Below are 16,805 nucleotides of genomic sequence, written 5' to 3'. Positions count from 1 at the left end.
GCGACGCGGCGTGCGGGGTCCGCGGAAAACTCGATGGCCCGTCAGGGCATGGAAAAGGCCACCCCGGTAAGGGATGGCCTGGAAAGCAATTACAAGTGTGCCCGGGCTAGGCCGTCGCGCCCTTCAGGATGTCCGCGTACTCCTGACGGTCGTCCTCGTTGAGGCAGGAGAACGCCTGCACGAGCACGTCGCGGGGGACGTCCACCTGGTACGAGGGGATGGACGCCACGGCGTAGGACAAGGCGAAATACGGCTCCCCGGCCTCGAAACCGCCGTCAAGCGCGATGAGCTCCCACTCGTCCATGACCGGCGCTAGGTAGGGCCTCAGCCGGCGGAAAGCCTGTGCTGCTTCCTGATCAGTCGTCATGCCATCTCCTTTTCCTCGCCCACCGTCGGGAACGCAGTGTTGATCATGTATCGTCCGCGGGTGTTCCGTTTCTTCCGCAGCCACACGCGGATGATCTCCTCACCGACCAGCCTATACCTTTCCTCCCGGTTCCCGTCCTTCATGCTCCTGACAAGGTCGGGTGCCGCCACGGTCTCCAGGACCTCATGCCTGACGCGCTTCTCGCTCCACGAGGAGGGGAACGCGGTCTTGCTGGGGACGGAGGTCCCTGGCCTGTGGTTGCCCAGGATGTGCTCCCAGACCTGCCGGTACGGCTGGATGACCTCGTCGGGCCACGGCATGGACAGCGTGCAGCGCCCGTTGTGGAAGGAGCCGCCGAGGGTGGAAGCCCCTGCCGACCAGCATGACGCAGAAAGGGCACGGGTTGCTCCTGTTTCAGAGGCTCTGGTCGCCCAGCAATGACGATCTGCCCTTATCACGTCGTCAAGATCCGCGAGCACGTCAAAAAGATTTGGGCAAGACCAGCCTTTTCATCGCTTCTCCTTCCCTGCGAGCAATGATGATGCCGGAGACTCCCCGTCGCAGTCATTGAGTGCTTCGCATGGATCGACACCGACTTCTTTTGACTGCTGTATGAACTTGCTGAGCATCATGTCGCCGGCTTAAACCGGGCGTTCAATGTGGGCCTGGCTATGTGCAGCGCTGATGTCAGTTCGGTTTTGGATTGCTTGTTTGTCAGTGCCGTTTTGCGAAGCACGTCTATGGCCCGAGCAGCAAGTCTATAAGAGCATTCTTTTACTATGTTAAACTCGCGTTGCGATTTATAAAAAGCTGTTACATGTCTGATCTGATTGCCATGACAAAGTACGCGCGCGTTTGGACACTGACTGATATTACGGGTATGAGACTTATTTCCGAAAAGCGAGATGAGTCACCGTTTCAAATATCCGACTGCGCGCTCGCTCGTGCCATTGACGTAAGTGCGCCAAGAGTCAGCGACCTTTTCAATTGCAGGCATGGGTCGCCTTCTTTGCGTGAGTTTATAGCGCTGTGCCGAGTCTTCAATCTCAATCCAGCCTCAAGGCTAGAGCAAGCATTGCAGCTAAGCCGGCAAACCGAAGAACAAAAGGGTAAAGCTGAGAAGCTGGATCAGGTTGCGGCTCATCCGGAAGATTTCGATATAGCCGCTCTGCATGACCCCAGTGCGGCGATGGAAAGGGAGACTCCACGAGATTGAGATTCAGAGGGAGCTTCCATGGATACGTGAAGTCGGTGTCGCCGAAGGATGGCGGCGAGTAGTTTGTCCGTGCGTGCGATGCGGTCGGGTTGAAACGGATGACCATCCATGACCTACGACACACGGCGGCCAGCCTGATGGTCAAGAGCGGGGCGAACGTGAAGGCCATCCAGCGGCGGCTGGAGCACACGTTGGCCGCGATGACCTTGGATGCGTATGCGGATCTGTTTGACGATGACCTGGATTCGGTGGGGGGGGGGGGAGTCGATGAACGAGTTGCTGCTGCAAAGTGCGCTCAAAATCGGTTTCGCCGGCTGCGTGATGTGCTCTAAACGTTGAAATCCCGGCCCATTCGGACCAGGATAATTTGTCGGGGTAGGGGGATTTGAACCCCCGGCCTCTTCGTCCCGAACGAAGCGCGCTACCAAGCTGCGCTATACCCCGTGACAACGTTCTATATAGTACACGTACCGTCGGCCAAACGCCATCGTCTGCGCGGCGCGGAGTCCCAACTGCTTGCCGCTCGGCGGTGCAAGGGCCAAGTACCGGCTCATGCGTAAAATAGCGATTTATGAATGACTCATCGGAAGAAACCCCTCGTCTGACGACGGTCGAGCGCGCTCAGGCACTGCTCGAGCAGGATATGGCCATCACAGAGAAGATTGATCAGGGCGCCCAGTTGGATGACGCCATCGATCCCGGCAACCTGACGGACGGCGCTGAAGGCCATCCCGAACAGGTGCGCATGCGTGTGGCCAAGAGGGCGCTCATGCTTAAGGAGGGCATCGAACCCTACCCGGTCCATCTGGATGTGACCGACCGCATCGAGGATGTGCGCCGCAAGTATCAGGACCGCCTTGAGCCGGGCCAGGAGACCGAGGATGTAGTTGGCATCGCCGGCCGAGTCCTTTTCCTGCGCAACGGCGGCGGCCTCTGCTTCGTCCAGCTGGCGGCGGGCGACGGCACCCGCATCCAGGGCATGATCTCCAAGCGTGAGATAGGTGCTGATTCTCTGAAGCGATTCAAGCAGCTGGTCGACTTGGGCGACCACCTCTACCTGCGCGGCCGCGTGGTCGCTTCCAAGACCGGAGAGCTCTCCGTCTTCGCCACTGAGTGGAACATCGCGGCCAAGGCCCTGCAGCCACTGCCAGCCCTGCATAAGGAACTGAGTGAGGAGCAGCGCACCCGCAAGCCCTACCTGGCCATGATCGCCGATGAGGATGTGCGGGCCATGGTCCGCCGCCGTTCCAAGGCCGTCTCCTCGCTGAGGCGTACCTTCGAGGACCACGACTTCATGGAGGTCGAGACCCCCATGCTTCAGACCGTGCATGGCGGCGCTGCGGCCCGGCCATTCACCACGCATATGAACGCCTTCGACATCGACCTTTACCTGCGCATCGCCCCTGAGCTCTTCCTCAAGCGTTGCCTGGTGGGCGGCATTGAGCGGGTCTTCGAGATCAATCGTGACTTCCGCAATGAGGGCGTGGATGCCACCCATGCCCCGGAGTTCACCATGCTGGAGGCCTATCAGGCCTACGGCACCTATGACACCATCGGGGAGCTGACCAAGGAACTGATCCAGAAGGCGGCCATGGCCACGGCTGGATCGTTGAAGGTGACCCTGCAGGATGGCAGCCAGTATGACTTCGGCGGTGATTGGCGCCAGATCAGCATGTATGAGTCCCTTTCCGAGTCCTTGGGCGAGGAGATCACCCCGCAGACCAGCGTGGACCATCTGCGGACCATCGCTGACAAACTGGGCCTGGAGGAGGAGCCTGCCGAAAACCACGGTAAGCTGGTCGAACACCTCTGGGAGCACTTCTGGCAGGACAAGCTGTATGAGCCGACCTTCGTGCGCGATTTCCCGGTCGAGACCTCGCCCTTGGTCAAGGCCCACCGCACCAAGCCGGGCGTGGTCGAGAAGTGGGATCTCTATGTTCGCGGGTTCGAATTGGCCACGGGCTACTCCGAACTCAACGATCCGGTGGTCCAGCGGCAGCGGTTCGTCGAGCAGGCCAAGATGGCCAGCCGCGGCGATGTCGAGGCCATGGATATTGACGAGGACTTCCTGGAGGCCCTGGGCGTAGGCATGCCTCCCGCTGGCGGCATGGGCATGGGCATCGATCGTCTACTGATTGCCCTTACCGGTGCATCCATCCGCGAGACCATCACCTTCCCCCTGGTCAAGCCGCTGGTCTGAGATGATAAGAGGGGAGGGACGGTCATGAATATCAGGCTGTGGATGGATGGCATGCGTCCCCGGACGCTGCCTGCCTCGGTGGCGCCTGTCTGCGTGGGCGCTTCGGCTGCACTCTTGGAGCGGTCACGGCTCTTGGAACAGTGCACCAGTTCCTGCTCGCCCACGCCTGTCGACCCTGCCCTGAAGGCGGCCACACCGGGACGACTGGCCTTGATCGTGGTCTTGCTGGTCCTGCTTGCCCTGTCTATGCAGATCGCAGCCAACTTCGCCAATGACTATGCCGATGGTGTTCGCGGCACTGATTCCGGCCGTGGCGGCGAGGAGGCCACCTCCGGCAGACCCAGACGTCTTGTGGCTGCCGGAGTGCCGCCCAGGAAGGTGCTTTACGCCACCATGATCTCGGCGGCCTTCACCTGCTTGATGGGTCTGGCCGTCATGGCACTGACCGGTCACTGGTGGATGATCCTGGTCGGGGTCTGCTGCCTGATCGCCGGCTGGTGTTATGTGGGCGGCCCGTACCCATACGGTTATCATGGGCTGGGCGAGGTCAGCGTCTTCATCTTCTTCGGTCTGGTGGCCACCCTGGGTACCGAGTACTTCCTCATTAATAGGGTCGATGCCGCCGGCATCCTGGGTGCCTGCGTATGCGGGCTCAATGCCGTGGGCCTGCTCATGCTCAACAATTACCGTGACCTGGACGACGACCACCTTGCCGGCAAGCACACATATGCAGTTCTTGTGGGGGCGCGCGCAGCGGCGATCTCCATTTATCTGGTCTACATCCTGAGCCTGGTTCTGAGCTTGATTCAGTTCGTTCCGGCTGTCATGCGACGTGGCCTGCCCGGTTTCCCTCTTGTGCTGATCCTCCTGCCAGTGGCCGTTGTCTTTCTGCTGATCTGTCGAGCCTTTGCTCGTGGCCAGGTGCCCAAGGCTTTTGGCATGGCGGGTAAAGGCACCCTGGTCTCCGCCCTGTGTTGGTCGGCGGGCCTGCTCCTGCAGCTATGAAAATCTTGATACCCTCATAAGGGAGCGGTCCGACTTTCGAGCGATTTGGTGGATAATCAGGCAATCATGTTCATCACACTTCGGGAATACAAGGACGCGCTGCGACCCTCGGCCTTGCTCTGCTCGCCCACACCGGTTCTGATTGGCACAGCGGTGGCCCTCCGGCAACTGTTCAACCAAGGGCTTGGGCCGGATGTGCGCTTCTGGCTAACTGCTCTCTTATGCTGTCTGACGGCTGTGTTCATCCACAGCACCTGCAATCTCGCCAATGACTACTTTGACGGAATCAGGGGTACTGACGAAGGTCGTAGCAGTCTTTCAGGCGCCGGGGCTGACGGTTCGGTGCCTGATCTGCCCAGAAGAGGCGTGGCCGGTGGCGTGGAGCCTCGCAAGGTCCTGCTGTCTGCCTATCTCAACATCCTTATGGCCTGCCTGGCTGGTCTGATTCTCTGCTGGGTGACTGGCCACTGGTGGATGATTCTGGTCGGCATCTTCTGTCTGCTGGGTGCCTGGTTCTACACGGGTGGCAAACACCCTTACGGCTATAGGGCCATGGGAGAGCTGAGTATCATGATTTTCTTCGGCCTGGTGGGCGTGCTGGCCACCCAGTACTTGGAGACTGGCAGCATCGACCGCCACGGGTTCATCGGCGCGCTGGTTGGTGGTCTTATCTGCATTCCTGTTCTGGAGATCAACAACTATCGTGACATCGATGCGGATCCTCTGGTTGGCAAGTACACGCTGTCTTCCTTCATCGGAGCCAAAGGCACGCTGATTCTGATGGGGTCCTGTTATGCCTTGGCTGTGATTCTGGGAATCGTCGAATCATGGTCCCTGTCTGGCGGCTCCCTAGCAACCGCCTGGCCCCGTCTGCCCTGTCTGTTGCCTGTCTTGGTGATGGCTGTTGCCACCACGATAGCCAGCTGTCGGAACCGCTTCAGCAGGGCCTTTGCGCTGTCGGGCTATACCGATCTGCTGACAGGGTTCTGCTGGTTGGGCGTCTGCCTGCTTTAAGAGACTGTTCTAAGGCGGGGGAGGTCCGCCAAACAGTCCCTCTTAAGTCTTAGAATTTGCAGTATGACCTACAAACTAGTATTGCTCAGGCACGGCCAGAGCGCATGGAACAACACCAATCAGTTCACCGGCTGGGTGGACGTCCCGCTGACCGAGCAGGGCGAGCAGGAGGCCCGCAAGGGCGGCAAGCTACTCAAGGATAAGGGTGTTCTGCCGGACATCGTCTTCACCTCCCTGCTGCGCCGCGCCATCAACACCGCCAACATCGCCCTGGACGAGGCCGACCGCCTTTGGATCCCCGTCAAGCGCGATTGGAGGCTGAACGAGCGTCACTACGGGGCTTTGCAGGGCAAGAACAAGACCGAGATCCGCGAAAAGTACGGCGACGAGAAGTTCATGCTCTGGCGTCGCTCCTACGCCACTCCGCCGCCCGAGATCGACCCTGACGACGAATATTCACAGTCCCATGATCCTCGGTATGCCGGAGCTCCTGTGCCCCGCGCCGAGGCACTGGCCAACGTGGTCAAGCGCGTCACCCCCTACTGGGAGAGCGATATTGTTCCTGAGCTCAAGACCGGCAAGACCGTCCTGATCGCCGCCCACGGCAACTCGCTGAGGGCCATCGTCAAGATGCTCGACAACCTGACCGAGGACGAGATCGCCAAGGTCAACATCCCCACGGCCATCCCCCTGGTCTATGAGCTGGATGAGAACTTCAAGCCCATCAAGCCTCGCGGCGAGTACCTGGATCCTGAGGCAGCCGCCGCCGGTGCTGCTGCTGTGGCGGCCCAGGGCCAAAAGTGATATCCAAATCCATCCGATGATGTGAACCGGACTTTGGATACAGAGCATCCAAAGTTGTTGAGGTGGTGTCCTTGCTTTTGTAGAGGGCACCACCTTTGGTATTCCCTGGAAGTTATGGAAATAAAAAAAGGGCCTCCACCCGACCAGCTGTCAGGTGATGAGTAGCCCCTTTGCTATATCAGTCCAGATCGAGGTCGAGATCTTTGGGGTCTTTTGAGGGGTCGAAGCCTGAGACGATGTAGACCACGCGGCGGGCCGCCGATACGCCGTGGTCTCCCAGCCGCTCCATGAACCGTGCCACCAGGATCAAGTCGATCAGCTGCTGCCTGGACCCCTTCCAGTCGTCTGAGAGGGCATAGCTGAAAGTCTGTTGGTGGAGCTTATCCATCTGGTCATCGCTGACGATGATCTGCTCGGCTATGGTCGTGTCCCTGTCGGAGAGCATCTCGACCAGACGGTCGGCCATGACATCCAGAAAGTCCTGCATCTGTTTGAACAGGGGGATGACCTCGGCGGGCAGGGTCGGTTCAGGGTAGGAGCGCCTTGCAGTTTCAGCAATGTGCCTGGCCAGGTCTCCCATACGCTCAAAGGTTGCCGACAGGCTCAGGGTGGAGACCACCACCCGTAGATCAGTGGCCACAGGGCTCTGCTTGGCCAGGAGCCTGATGCATTGATCGATGATGCTGGCCTGGAGGTTGTCTATATCGGCATCCCCGTCGATGACTTCCTGGGCCGTTTCCACGTCACAGTCCATCAGGGACCGTCCTGCTTTTTTGATGGCATCGCGAACCTTGGCAGCCATCCGATCGAGGTCGTCGGCCACCAGCCCCAGCTCCTCGTTGAAAATCACGCGCATTGTTCTTCCCTTTCGGCCTCGGTCAACGATATGACTACAGTCTATGTGACCAGGGTGGCAAGAAAAAGCCAGCCCCGAAGAATGTCGGGCCATTGGAGCGGCAATCGCTGTCGGGTATGCGAGAATAAAGCCGGAACGGCCGACGAGACTTGGTTGATGTCGCAGTGTCCGGGGTCGGCGCCGGACTGGAGGGAAGTCCTTATGAGACGGTTCATGGACCGCCTGCGCAGCCTTATGGGCAACCGGAGCAAGGATGGCGAAGAGGCCGACGGTGAGGCTTTGGAGGGCTCGAGCCAGGCCTTGCTGGCACTTATCCCCGCCGCCACCGTTGTGGTCGATGGCGATGACGAGGTTGTGCGCTCCAGCCCGGATGCCTACAGGCTGGGAATCGTCAGCAACGACGAGATATCCAATCCGAAGATCACCGAAGCCATCGCGCAGGTACGACGTTCGGGCGGTCGACGCAGCTTTAATCTGGTCACGCGAACGCCTACCGAATTCGCTCTGGATGTCGCAGCTGAGAGCGCGGAATCCGATAATTGGGATATTGACGAGGCCGAGGATCCCGGGGACGCGACCCATGTTCAGGCCCAGGCGGTTTCCAGAAGGAACTGGCTCAAGGTCACCCTGGGGCGGATTGACCGGTCCTTGGTGGTGGTGCTTATCGATGACGTGAGCGATTCGGTCAGGTTTGTCCGGACCAGGGACGCTTTCATGACCAATGTATCCGAGCAGATGCTCAAGCCGGTCCAGGCCCTGGAGGAGCTGGCGGCACAGCTCAAAACCACCTCCCATCTGGAGGGGGACGACCCAGAACTTCTTCGCAGCCACCTGCGCAGCGTTTCCAAGGATGCCTCCTCGGTCCAGCGATACAGCGCCTATCTGGCACATGTGCTCAAGGATCTTCTTTTGCTGATCCGGGCTCAGGAGCGAATCAAGCCCAGCAGGGAGAATGTGCTTGACGTAGCTGAGCAAATACGTGCAGTGGTGCAGGATGAGCAGAATGGAGCGGATCAGGCCCATGTGACCCTGCGATGGCGATGCGACCAGCCGCTGACGATTCATGGCGATGGGCAGCAGATCAGAGTGGCTCTGGCCAAGCTGGTGGAGAACGCTATCTCATATTCGCCTTCAGGCTCTACCGTCTCCCTGGTGGCACAGGCCTCCAAGGATGGGCACTACGGAATCATCAGGGTGGTAGACCACGGCCGAGGCATATCCAAGGCGGACCAAGACAGGATCTTCGAGCGTTTCTACCGTGCCGACAATCAGAATGAAGAGACTGCCGTAGGCATCGGCCTAGGGCTGGCCATCGTCAAGCATGTGGCTCTGACCCACCATGGCTCGGTCACGGTCTGGAGCGCGCCGGGAGAGGGGAGCACATTTACGCTGATGCTTCCTCTGGCTCAGGGTCCGGTTGCTGGGCAAGGCGGCGATAATCCCAGCGATTGAAATGCTCCCAGATCAACAGCAGAATGCCAACGCCAACCCCGGATAGGCAGACAATCAGAGGCTTGGTGACCGTCATTCCGGTCAGGGCCAGAATGCCCACCACGGCCAAGGCCAGAATCCAGGCGCCAGTGCCGAGCAGGAAGATGCGTCGCAGGTCCACCTGCACGGGCCGAGGCGAAGGCCTGCGGGCATCCGGGTCGAAAATGGGAGCCAGCTTCATACCCCTACTGTACCGTTCGCAATGACATGCGGCGACCCCCTCGCCTTGCCCAGGCCTCGGCCCTTGTCTTATCATGACGGGGATTGGTGGGTTCGTATGCACCGGCCCATGGAGGGATTTCCCGTGGAAAGGGGAGTGCGTGTATCCGATCCAAGCTGTGGAGAAGCACTACGCCTGGGGCTCACATGACCGACTGCAGCGCATGTTCCATCTGGATGAGTCAGACGGATGCCCGGGGGATACATTGGCGGAGATGTGGTTCAGCGGACACACCGAATCCCCCTCGCCCCTGACCTTGCCCGACGGTTCGCTGCTGCCTCTGACCGTGGCCATCCGCCGCAATCCCATGGCCATGCTGGGGGAGCGCGACTCCCGCCTCTTCGGCCCCACCCTGCCCTACTTGTTCAAGATCATCTCGGCCCGCATTCCTCTGTCTCTGCAGGTGCATCCCCTGGATTTCGAAGCCCGTGCCGGTTTCAACCGTGAAAATGCCCTGGGGGTGCCTGACGACGATCCCAGCCGCTCCTTTCACGACAGTCTGGCCAAGAACGAAATGGTAGTGGCTCTGGAGCCTTTTCAGGCCTGTGTAGGCTTCGCGACCATCTCCACCCAGCTGACTCTCCTGCGCGCCGTGGATCACCCTCTGGCCGAGCTGATGACCGAGGCGCTGACCGCCCGCACCTTCCACCTGGGGGTTCCTCCAGCCCGCTTCGCTTCTGCCGATGCCATGATGCCGGTCTCCTCCCTGATTTGGCCGGACTCCCGCCGACGTATCTTCCGGGCCTTCCACGCTGCCGTGACTGCCGAGCCAGAAGCAGCCCGAGGCCTGGAGGAAGCCTTGGAGGCTGCTGCCGGGAGGCTGCGGTCCAGGCGGGCGGGAGCCGTGCTGGACCATGCCCTGTGTGCCGCACGAGCCTTTCCGAATGACCCCGCTGTGCTCTGCTTGCTTATGCTCAACCCCGTGGATCTGGAGGAGGGCGATTCGGTCTATATCCCCGCCGGGACCCCTCACGCATACATCCACGGCACTGCGGCAGAGATTATGACCAACTCCGACAATGTGCTCAGGGCCGGCATGACCCCCAAACATCGGGACATTCCCAACCTCCTGCGTAGCCTGGACTGCCAGCCTTCGGCCCCCATTGATCCATCGAGCTCCATGATCGCCACCCTGATCATGCACAATATGGTGACCTACCGGCCCAAGATCAACGAATACATGCTGGTCTACGGGCATGTGGAGGAGGGTGGAGCCACTTGGCCCCTGCTCAATAGGCTTCAGCAGCGCTACGGGGATCTGATAGAGCGTCTGGGGCCCCGCCACCTGATGATTCCCCGCCGTGGACCTCGCATCATCGTCTGTACTGATGGCCGGATTCGTTGCACGGCCGCTGACCAGTCTTGTGTACTGGACCAGGGGCGGGCCCTCTTCATTCCCTCCGAGGACGGCCGTGTCGACATCACTATGCCTCAAGATTCCAACGATGCCGGCGGATCCTTCCTCCTGGCCTCGACTCCGGTCTGACCTGGTATGAGTCAGATTCGCTCAGGGTGGACCATGCAGGGTTCAAAACTGTGGGACACGCCGTGGCGGACGGCACGCATGCGGGTTTGCTCATGTCCGCATTATGTCCGTATAATCCTAGAGTATTCCGTGGTTGTCGAAGATGAGCGACCACCGAAGCCATGCTTGAGTACACCAGTATGGACAATTCAGGTCATTTGGCCTGGATTCTCGCTTGCGTTATGGTGTTCCCTTGTGATGGTTCGTGGTACGGCACGAAAGTCGCGTCGGAACATAAACGGGAGTGATTCTAGATGAAGCATGCTGCGCACGGGGCTTCGGCCAGGCGGGGCACAGGTGTCGGCAGTCGGTCGATCGGTCGATCGTCGGGTATAACCCAGGCAGCTGGCATTGAGGGTCTTGATGATGCCCTGGCAGCCAAGCTCAACGAGGTAGCCCCTCGGACCCGTCGTTCTATCCGTCTGGCGGCCAAGGCCTCAGCCCGTCGCTCTCATATCATGACCGGTTCGGCCCTGACCGTCCTGGTCGGTGCTGCCGCTTCCTCTATGGCGGTCAGCCAGGCTCGGGGCGACTGGTCCTTGCCTTTGGCCGACAGTGTCGCAATCAATTTGGTCACCCCCTCATCCTCTACCGGCTCCTCCAGCGCAACTGGTGGTGCAAGGGTCTCCCGTTCTGATTACCGCCAGCCCCTGCCCACGGCCTCGCAACGCAACGAGGGCAGCTGGGAGCTGGGCGAATCCGAACTCGATGCCGGACAGATGTCCAAATCCCTGGCCAACAATCCAGTCGTGGCTGTGCTGATGGATGCCAACCGATCAGTACTGCCGGCAGGGTTCAATCCCAACCATGTCACTGGAGATGTGGGCAACGCCTATGAGTTCAGCCAGTGCACCTGGTGGGTCTACGTCCGTCGTCACCAGTTGGGACTACCGGTGGGCTCGCACATGGGCAATGCCAAGGAGTGGACCGGCTCTGCACGCACCCTGGGCTATTGGGTGGACAATACGCCGCGCAATGTCGGCGACATCGTGGTCTTCCAGGCCGGCCAGGAGGGTTCGGATTCCACCTATGGCCATGTGGCCATCGTGGAGAAGATCAATCCCGATGGTTCCATCGTCACCTCCGAGTGCAGTGCCAACATGAACGGAAAGACATATTCTCGCACCTTGTCCAATGTGCACGCTCTGAACTACATCCACTATTGATCCTTGACTGCACGGATCGTGTCCTCTTGTGCTTGATCCCTGTGCCCGATACGTGATAGAATTGTGACCAATGAAAAAGACACGCAAGTATGTGAGCATGATGGCAGCTGCCACAATCTGTGGCATGCTTTCCATCGGTATACCCGCCGTGGCCCAGGCCAGTGACGGCAGTGAAGCCGCAGTCACTTCGTCGCGTTCATTCACCCCCGGCAGCAAGGTGCGTGCCGACCTGTTGACCGAGTCGACGGCTACTACCGTCGAAAAGGACAGCAGCTGGGGTGGCATCGAGTCTTTGAACGTTCCTGCCACCAAGTCTCCGGCCGAGAAGGATGCGGAAGCCAAGGCCCAGCAGGCTCAGGAACAGGCCCAGGCTGCAGCCAGTCGGCACCAGTCCTCGCAGCAGGTCAGTCGTTCGGCTGCTCGTAGCAGTACAGTCAGCACAATCACTGAAGTGCCGGCCACTGGCAGGGGCGCAGATGTGGTCAACTATGCTCTTCAGTTCCAGGGGGTTCCTTATGTGTTTGGTGGGACCGATCCGGCCACGGGTTTTGACTGCTCTGGATTCACCCAGTATGTGTTTGCTCACTTCGGCATCGGCCTGCCCCGCACAGCCGATGCGCAACGTTCAGTGGGTGTGCCGGTCACGGATCCTGCTCCTGGCGACCTGATTGTGACCCCTGAGGGCAGCCATGTGGGCATTTATGTTGGCGGTGGCCGCATGATTCATGCCCCGGATGTCGGTCGGACCGTAACAGTTGAGAAGCTTTATCGGGCTTTCGAGTATCGTCGTCTGGTCTGAGACACATTTGTGCATGTAACCTCAACGCCCCCTTGTGGGGCGTTTTGCATATTCAGAGTCGAAGTTCCCCGCGTGTTGGCCCTTGCCAACTTATCGATCAGGTCTGCATGCGATATTCTGGCAGAAAGAGCGGTGTCGGTTTGTCATCGCCAAGTTTAAAGGAGGTCGTCGGATGAGCAACGACAAGGCTGTTCTGGTAGGCGTCGATGGCTCGGACGCCAGCTACAAGGCGGCGTGGTGGGCCGCCAACTACGCTAAGCATGCAGGGTTGACCCTGCAAATCGTCTGCGCATATTCCCTTCCCTCTTATGCGGCTGTCTCTTTCGACGCGACCTACACCACCATGGGAGATGACGTAGCGGCTCACAACGACGCCCAGGAGATTCTCTCAAAGGCCAAGGCCATCGCCGATGAACAAGGTGTCGGTGCAGCCACGCTGATTGTGACGGGGGATCCCTCCTCGGTCTTCGTGGAGCTGAGCCGCAACTACCGGCTGATTGTCATCGGAAACCGGGGCAAGGGCGGCCTGGCTGAGCGGCTGCTGGGCACCACAAGCTCCAGCTTGCCCGCCTATGCCTACTGCCCTATCGTGGTCGTCCCCTACACCGACGACGATGGCAACCTGATGCATTTGAGCAACGACATCAAGCGGGTTGCCGTGGGTTCCGACGAGTCTAAGTGGGGTCTTAAGGCATTGCAAATTGCCGCCGCTTTCGCTGACAGCTGGAATGCCGAGCTGGATGTGATGTCGGCAGTGCCCAATATCTCCGGACTGACCGGCACGGGCTCGGCCGAGGAGCGCAGCGTCATGGACTCCTACCTGGATGATCTCAATACCCGAATCACTCCGCTCATGAAGACCTATCCCGATCTGCGCATCAACAAGACCGTGGTGCCAGGGTCTGCCGTAGAAGCCTTGACCCAGGCCAGCAAGACCCATGACGTGGTCGTAGTCGGCTCGCGGGGCCGCGGCGGCTTCACCGGACTCCTGCTGGGATCTACCAGCCAGGGCCTCCTGCAGCATGCGGTCAGCCCCGTTTACGTGGTGCCGCGCAAATATGTGGAGGCCGAGGAATCCGGTCTCAAAGCCGCAGCCGACGCGGCAGAAAGCACGGATGTGGCCGATATCACCGGAGTGGAGAAGATCTCTGTGGATTTGGCCAAGCCCGAGCAGCTGGCTGATCTGGAGTCGACCATCGATCCCGAGCATAAGGAGTAAGGCGGTCGATTCAACGGCAACATCGACGAAGAGCGGGGACCCCCGAAGTTCAATGAACCTGGGGATCCCCGCTCTTTTATGGCTGTCAGATCAGTGGCGAACCTTGACGGAGATCCTGACCGGGGTCTCCCGCTGATAGGTATGCGCCACAGTGCAGGACTTGGCAATATGGCGGCGGATCCGCTCCTCCAGCTTGTCCGCATCCTCCTGGGCCAGCCTGGCCGAGGTGGCATCGACGTCCACCTGCTCGTCGAAGCTCAGGTAGGCGTCGTCGTCGGAGTCATAGGTTCCGTCCACCACGATTTTCGCCCCCTTGCCCTTGCCCAGGGCGCTCTCCACGGCGAACTGGCTGGAGAGGGCTCCGCAGGCGGCCAGGGCGATCTTCATCAGATCACCCGGGTTGAACTGATCCTCGCCCTTGCCGAAGGTGATGTGGGCCCCATTGTCGCCATAGGCGTTCCAGGTACCGTCCTTGTCGCGTTCGACCCAAAGTCTCTTGCCCATCTGTTCCTCCTTGTCCGGCACCCAATGGGTGCGTCATCCGGATCCGACCCTGTGGCCGGACCTGTTCCTCCAATCTAACCCGGACTGTGCAATTCGTCACCGGGGCGCGCTCAGCTGACCGAGGACTTGATAGTATGGCCGCATGGCCTTGACTCCCGAAGAACTGCAGCGTATTCGTACACGTATCCCTGAGCGTCCCGACTCGGACATTCCCACCCCCTATGAGGACTTGGTGCGCACCATCCTGCGCGAGGGCACCCTGAAGTCCGACAGGACGGGGACCGGCACCATATCCCTGTTCGGGCGGCAGATGCGCTTCGATCTGTCGCATTCCTTTCCCTTGATCACCACCAAGAAGGTCTACTTCCGGGGAATCGCCTACGAGTTGCTTTGGTTCCTGAAGGGATCGCAGAATGTGCGCTGGCTGCAGGAGAACCGCGTGCATATTTGGGACGAGTGGGCCGACCCGGAAACCGGGGATCTGGGTCCGGTCTATGGGGTCCAGTGGCGCAGCTGGCCCGCACCGACGCCGGAGGATCCCCATCACACCATTGACCAGATAGCCAAAGTGCTGGATCTGATACGTACCCATCCGGACTCCCGTCGAATGATCGTCACTGCTTGGAATCCAGCCCAGGTTGACAGCATGGCTCTGCCGCCCTGCCATGCGCTCTTCCAGTTCTATGTGGCCGACGGCAAGTTGAGCTGCCAGCTCTACCAGCGTTCCTGCGACATGTTCCTGGGGGTGCCTTTCAACATCGCCTCTTATGCCCTGCTGACCCTGATGATGGCCCAGCAGGCCGATCTTGAACCTGGGGAATTCGTCTGGACCGGTGGCGACTGCCACATCTACGACAACCACGTGGAGCAGGTTCTGGAGCAGCTGTCGCGCAATCCTTATCCCTACCCGACCATGCGCATCCGCAAGGCCGACTCCATCTTCTCCTATCAGTATGAAGACTTCGAGGTAGTGGATTATCAATGCCACCCCGCCATCAAGGCCCCGGTGGCGGTCTGAAGGTGCGCTGAGCCGAATACGGGCACCGTCGAATCCGAAGATTAGAATGTTCTCGTATATCTACTCACTATGAGGAGTGAACGCAACAGATGGAGCATGACAATAGTCGAAGTGGCTATCACGAACCCGAGCCCGGTCAGGCCGGGCTTCTAGGCGATGAGGATTGGCGGCATCAGGAAGAAGAGATAGGCCGCCGCTCATCGGTCAATATGATCTGGGCGCAGGCGCAGGCCACTGACGGTCGGCGTGGCGCCATCGGTTACCACAATGCGCTGCCTTGGCATCTGAGCGAGGATATGCAGCACTTCAAGGAGCTGACCGTATCCCATCCTGTCATCATGGGGCGGCGGACCTGGGTCTCCATGGGGGAGCGACCCCTGCCCAAGAGGGACAACATCATTCTATCCAGTGACCCGGGGTTCCATGCACCAGGCGCCACTGTGGTATCTGCGGCCGACGATGCTCTGGAACTGGCTAGGCAGGAAGCCATTCCTGATGATGGGATGGATCGTAGCGAAATCTGGATCATCGGCGGCGCAGGGGTCTTCAGCACCTTCTTTCCGCTGGCTGATGCGGCCTATGTGACCGACCTGGACCTGCGGACTCCAGCTGATGTCTTTGTGCCTGATATGGAGGAGCTTGTCAGCAAGCGGTTCTGGCAGGTGCGCGACGAGAGCCGTTGGATGACCCCTGCTAAACCAGACCAGGCGGATGCCATCCGGCGCTTCCGGTACATCACCTATGGGAAGGTGCGTTGATGGCCCAGAATTCTAAAGGAAAGGCTTCACGGGGCCCTTACAACGTCATGACCGTCTGCACCGGCAACATCTGCCGGTCACCCATGGCTGAGATCATCCTGCGTAAATTCTTCCAAGATCGCGGACTGGATGAGGACCAGGTCAGGGTGGAATCCAGCGGGGTCAGCGACGAGGAGTTTGGCAACCCGATAGATCGGCGTGCTCAGAAGGTTCTGCGCGAGCGGGGCTACGAGGTGCCGGCTGACCACTTCGCCCACCGGATTACCCGGGAGGAGGCCGAAGACGCCGACCTGCTCCTGCCCATGACGGCCGACCATATGCGCGCCCTGTTGCGTCTGTTGCCCTCAGGCAAGCGATCCGATGTGCACCTGTACCGCAGCTTCGACCCGGATCTGCCCAAGCCAGTGCCGGGCCGGGAAAGCCAAATCGATCTGGTGGACCCCTGGTATGGCGGCCCACATGAGTTCGAGGTGGCCATCGATCAGATTGAGCACACCGCGCCCTACATCGTCGACTGGGTGGCCAGACAGTTGTCCTGAACGATAGATGCATGAAATAGGCCTATAGGAACTAAACGCGTTGTTTTAGGTTCTGTGTGTGGGTTTGGTTGTGTGTTGGTCAGAGTGTGGTGTTGGGGTATCTG

Annotated in this window: 18 protein-coding genes, 1 tRNA gene and 1 pseudogene; 14 read left to right on the top strand and 6 right to left on the bottom strand. The window is 59.9% G+C overall.

Annotation, left to right across the window (positions count from 1 at the left end; translation table 11 throughout):
* Positions 1 to 106 precede the first annotated feature (106 nt).
* Together H3T90_RS03265 and H3T90_RS03260 are read right to left on the bottom strand one after the other, a co-directional pair.
* Positions 107 to 367 carry a hypothetical protein gene (locus H3T90_RS03265; protein WP_110425697.1) on the bottom strand — a complete coding sequence of 87 codons (261 nt, stop codon included), beginning with the start codon at positions 365 to 367 and terminating at the stop codon, positions 107 to 109.
* Positions 364 to 687 (bottom strand): hypothetical protein, encoded by a 324-nt coding sequence (locus H3T90_RS03260; RefSeq protein WP_198229605.1) that lies wholly within the window; start codon positions 685 to 687, stop codon positions 364 to 366. The genes H3T90_RS03265 and H3T90_RS03260 overlap by 4 nt, the downstream gene beginning before the upstream one ends.
* 497 nt (positions 688 to 1,184) lie before the next feature.
* Here H3T90_RS03260 and H3T90_RS03255 point away from each other — a divergent pair, with 497 nt between their 5' ends.
* Positions 1,185 to 1,583, top strand: a complete 399-nt coding sequence (locus tag H3T90_RS03255) for a helix-turn-helix domain-containing protein (RefSeq protein ID WP_198229604.1) — start codon at positions 1,185 to 1,187, stop codon at positions 1,581 to 1,583.
* Between the two features lie 80 nt (positions 1,584 to 1,663).
* Positions 1,664 to 1,915: pseudogene (locus tag H3T90_RS03250) on the top strand (tyrosine-type recombinase/integrase); the annotation flags it as partial.
* 38 nt (positions 1,916 to 1,953) lie between these two features.
* Here the strand turns inward: H3T90_RS03250 and H3T90_RS03245 are convergent.
* Positions 1,954 to 2,027, bottom strand: a tRNA-Pro gene (locus H3T90_RS03245).
* Positions 2,028 to 2,154: 127 nt separating this feature from the next.
* On the opposite strand from H3T90_RS03245, the gene lysS reads away from it, so the two are divergent.
* The 4 genes from lysS to H3T90_RS03225 all read left to right on the top strand — a co-directional run bounded on the left by lysS (position 2,155) and on the right by H3T90_RS03225 (position 6,606).
* Positions 2,155 to 3,783: a lysine--tRNA ligase gene (gene lysS, locus H3T90_RS03240; protein WP_198229602.1), complete on the top strand. Its 1,629-nt coding sequence runs from the start codon at positions 2,155 to 2,157 to the stop codon at positions 3,781 to 3,783.
* A 24-nt stretch (positions 3,784 to 3,807) separates the two neighbouring features.
* Positions 3,808 to 4,788, top strand: a complete 981-nt coding sequence (menA, locus tag H3T90_RS03235) for a 1,4-dihydroxy-2-naphthoate octaprenyltransferase (RefSeq protein WP_198229601.1) — start codon at positions 3,808 to 3,810, stop codon at positions 4,786 to 4,788.
* Between the two features lie 66 nt (positions 4,789 to 4,854).
* On the top strand, positions 4,855 to 5,802 hold the full coding sequence (gene menA / locus H3T90_RS03230; protein ID WP_198229600.1) for a 1,4-dihydroxy-2-naphthoate octaprenyltransferase: 948 nt from the start codon (positions 4,855 to 4,857) through the stop codon (positions 5,800 to 5,802).
* A 63-nt stretch (positions 5,803 to 5,865) separates the two neighbouring features.
* Positions 5,866 to 6,606, top strand: a complete 741-nt coding sequence (locus H3T90_RS03225; RefSeq protein WP_024626731.1) for a phosphoglyceromutase — start codon at positions 5,866 to 5,868, stop codon at positions 6,604 to 6,606.
* Between the two features lie 178 nt (positions 6,607 to 6,784).
* Here the strand turns inward: H3T90_RS03225 and phoU are convergent, their stop codons facing one another.
* On the bottom strand, positions 6,785 to 7,462 hold the full coding sequence (gene phoU / locus H3T90_RS03220; RefSeq protein ID WP_046323257.1) for a phosphate signaling complex protein PhoU: 678 nt from the start codon (positions 7,460 to 7,462) through the stop codon (positions 6,785 to 6,787).
* 201 nt (positions 7,463 to 7,663) lie between these two features.
* On the opposite strand from phoU, the gene H3T90_RS03215 reads away from it, so the two are divergent.
* Positions 7,664 to 8,914 carry a sensor histidine kinase gene (locus H3T90_RS03215; protein ID WP_232350547.1) on the top strand — a complete coding sequence of 417 codons (1,251 nt, stop codon included), beginning with the start codon at positions 7,664 to 7,666 and terminating at the stop codon, positions 8,912 to 8,914.
* Here H3T90_RS03215 and H3T90_RS03210 read toward each other — a convergent pair.
* On the bottom strand, positions 8,847 to 9,134 hold the full coding sequence (locus tag H3T90_RS03210) for a hypothetical protein (RefSeq protein ID WP_046323256.1): 288 nt from the start codon (positions 9,132 to 9,134) through the stop codon (positions 8,847 to 8,849). The two genes, H3T90_RS03215 and H3T90_RS03210, sit on opposite strands and share 68 nt — an antisense overlap.
* Positions 9,135 to 9,273: 139 nt before the next feature.
* Here H3T90_RS03210 and manA point away from each other — a divergent pair, with 139 nt between their 5' ends.
* The 4 genes from manA to H3T90_RS03190 all read left to right on the top strand — a co-directional run bounded on the left by manA (position 9,274) and on the right by H3T90_RS03190 (position 13,882).
* Positions 9,274 to 10,659 carry a mannose-6-phosphate isomerase, class I gene (manA, locus tag H3T90_RS03205; protein ID WP_198229599.1) on the top strand — a complete coding sequence of 462 codons (1,386 nt, stop codon included), beginning with the start codon at positions 9,274 to 9,276 and terminating at the stop codon, positions 10,657 to 10,659.
* A 293-nt stretch (positions 10,660 to 10,952) separates the two neighbouring features.
* Positions 10,953 to 11,864, top strand: a complete 912-nt coding sequence (locus H3T90_RS03200) for a CHAP domain-containing protein (RefSeq protein WP_198229598.1) — start codon at positions 10,953 to 10,955, stop codon at positions 11,862 to 11,864.
* A 70-nt stretch (positions 11,865 to 11,934) separates the two neighbouring features.
* Positions 11,935 to 12,663 (top strand): C40 family peptidase, encoded by a 729-nt coding sequence (locus H3T90_RS03195; RefSeq protein ID WP_198191428.1) that lies wholly within the window; start codon positions 11,935 to 11,937, stop codon positions 12,661 to 12,663.
* Positions 12,664 to 12,835: 172 nt separating this feature from the next.
* Positions 12,836 to 13,882 carry a universal stress protein gene (locus tag H3T90_RS03190; RefSeq protein ID WP_046323252.1) on the top strand — a complete coding sequence of 349 codons (1,047 nt, stop codon included), beginning with the start codon at positions 12,836 to 12,838 and terminating at the stop codon, positions 13,880 to 13,882.
* Positions 13,883 to 13,972: 90 nt separating this feature from the next.
* On the opposite strand, the gene H3T90_RS03185 is transcribed toward H3T90_RS03190, so the two are convergent.
* The gene (locus H3T90_RS03185) at positions 13,973 to 14,386 is read right to left on the bottom strand and encodes an OsmC family protein (protein ID WP_144178513.1); all 414 of its coding nucleotides are present in this window, start codon (positions 14,384 to 14,386) and stop codon (positions 13,973 to 13,975) included.
* Between the two features lie 142 nt (positions 14,387 to 14,528).
* Between H3T90_RS03185 and H3T90_RS03180 the strand changes: the two genes are divergently transcribed.
* From H3T90_RS03180 to H3T90_RS03170, 3 genes are all read left to right on the top strand, one after another.
* A complete protein-coding gene (locus H3T90_RS03180; protein WP_110425686.1) occupies positions 14,529 to 15,404 on the top strand; it encodes a thymidylate synthase in 876 nt (291 codons plus the stop codon).
* Positions 15,405 to 15,493: 89 nt separating this feature from the next.
* Positions 15,494 to 16,162: a dihydrofolate reductase gene (locus tag H3T90_RS03175; protein WP_144178514.1), complete on the top strand. Its 669-nt coding sequence runs from the start codon at positions 15,494 to 15,496 to the stop codon at positions 16,160 to 16,162.
* A complete protein-coding gene (locus H3T90_RS03170) occupies positions 16,162 to 16,701 on the top strand; it encodes a low molecular weight protein-tyrosine-phosphatase (protein ID WP_198229597.1) in 540 nt (179 codons plus the stop codon). Before H3T90_RS03175 ends, H3T90_RS03170 begins: the two co-directional genes overlap by 1 nt.
* The last annotated feature ends 104 nt before the right edge of the window (positions 16,702 to 16,805 follow it).

Source organism: Bifidobacterium polysaccharolyticum (genome assembly GCF_016101585.1).
Taxonomy (GTDB): domain Bacteria; phylum Actinomycetota; class Actinomycetes; order Actinomycetales; family Bifidobacteriaceae; genus Bombiscardovia; species Bombiscardovia polysaccharolytica.
The sequence above is the reverse complement of the archived record's forward strand: the minus strand, read 5'-3'. Positions and strand labels throughout refer to the sequence as shown.

What these genes read in the sequence shown, in the direction of transcription:
- H3T90_RS03180 (WP_110425686.1), top strand. Translation starts at nt 14,529, where the DNA reads ATGGCCTTGACTCCCGAAGAACTGCAGCGTATTCGTACACGTATCCCT.
- lysS (WP_198229602.1), top strand. Translation starts at nt 2,155, where the DNA reads ATGAATGACTCATCGGAAGAAACCCCTCGTCTGACGACGGTCGAGCGC.
- phoU (WP_046323257.1), bottom strand. Translation starts at nt 7,462, where the DNA reads ATGCGCGTGATTTTCAACGAGGAGCTGGGGCTGGTGGCCGACGACCTC.
- H3T90_RS03260 (WP_198229605.1), bottom strand. Translation starts at nt 687, where the DNA reads ATGCCGTGGCCCGACGAGGTCATCCAGCCGTACCGGCAGGTCTGGGAG.
- H3T90_RS03195 (WP_198191428.1), top strand. Translation starts at nt 11,935, where the DNA reads ATGAAAAAGACACGCAAGTATGTGAGCATGATGGCAGCTGCCACAATC.
- menA (WP_198229601.1), top strand. Translation starts at nt 3,808, where the DNA reads ATGAATATCAGGCTGTGGATGGATGGCATGCGTCCCCGGACGCTGCCT.
- H3T90_RS03200 (WP_198229598.1), top strand. Translation starts at nt 10,953, where the DNA reads ATGAAGCATGCTGCGCACGGGGCTTCGGCCAGGCGGGGCACAGGTGTC.
- H3T90_RS03265 (WP_110425697.1), bottom strand. Translation starts at nt 367, where the DNA reads ATGACGACTGATCAGGAAGCAGCACAGGCTTTCCGCCGGCTGAGGCCC.
- menA (WP_198229600.1), top strand. Translation starts at nt 4,855, where the DNA reads ATGTTCATCACACTTCGGGAATACAAGGACGCGCTGCGACCCTCGGCC.
- H3T90_RS03185 (WP_144178513.1), bottom strand. Translation starts at nt 14,386, where the DNA reads ATGGGCAAGAGACTTTGGGTCGAACGCGACAAGGACGGTACCTGGAAC.
- H3T90_RS03225 (WP_024626731.1), top strand. Translation starts at nt 5,866, where the DNA reads ATGACCTACAAACTAGTATTGCTCAGGCACGGCCAGAGCGCATGGAAC.
- H3T90_RS03190 (WP_046323252.1), top strand. Translation starts at nt 12,836, where the DNA reads ATGAGCAACGACAAGGCTGTTCTGGTAGGCGTCGATGGCTCGGACGCC.
- H3T90_RS03215 (WP_232350547.1), top strand. Translation starts at nt 7,664, where the DNA reads ATGAGACGGTTCATGGACCGCCTGCGCAGCCTTATGGGCAACCGGAGC.
- H3T90_RS03175 (WP_144178514.1), top strand. Translation starts at nt 15,494, where the DNA reads ATGGAGCATGACAATAGTCGAAGTGGCTATCACGAACCCGAGCCCGGT.
- H3T90_RS03170 (WP_198229597.1), top strand. Translation starts at nt 16,162, where the DNA reads ATGGCCCAGAATTCTAAAGGAAAGGCTTCACGGGGCCCTTACAACGTC.
- H3T90_RS03255 (WP_198229604.1), top strand. Translation starts at nt 1,185, where the DNA reads ATGTCTGATCTGATTGCCATGACAAAGTACGCGCGCGTTTGGACACTG.
- H3T90_RS03210 (WP_046323256.1), bottom strand. Translation starts at nt 9,134, where the DNA reads ATGAAGCTGGCTCCCATTTTCGACCCGGATGCCCGCAGGCCTTCGCCT.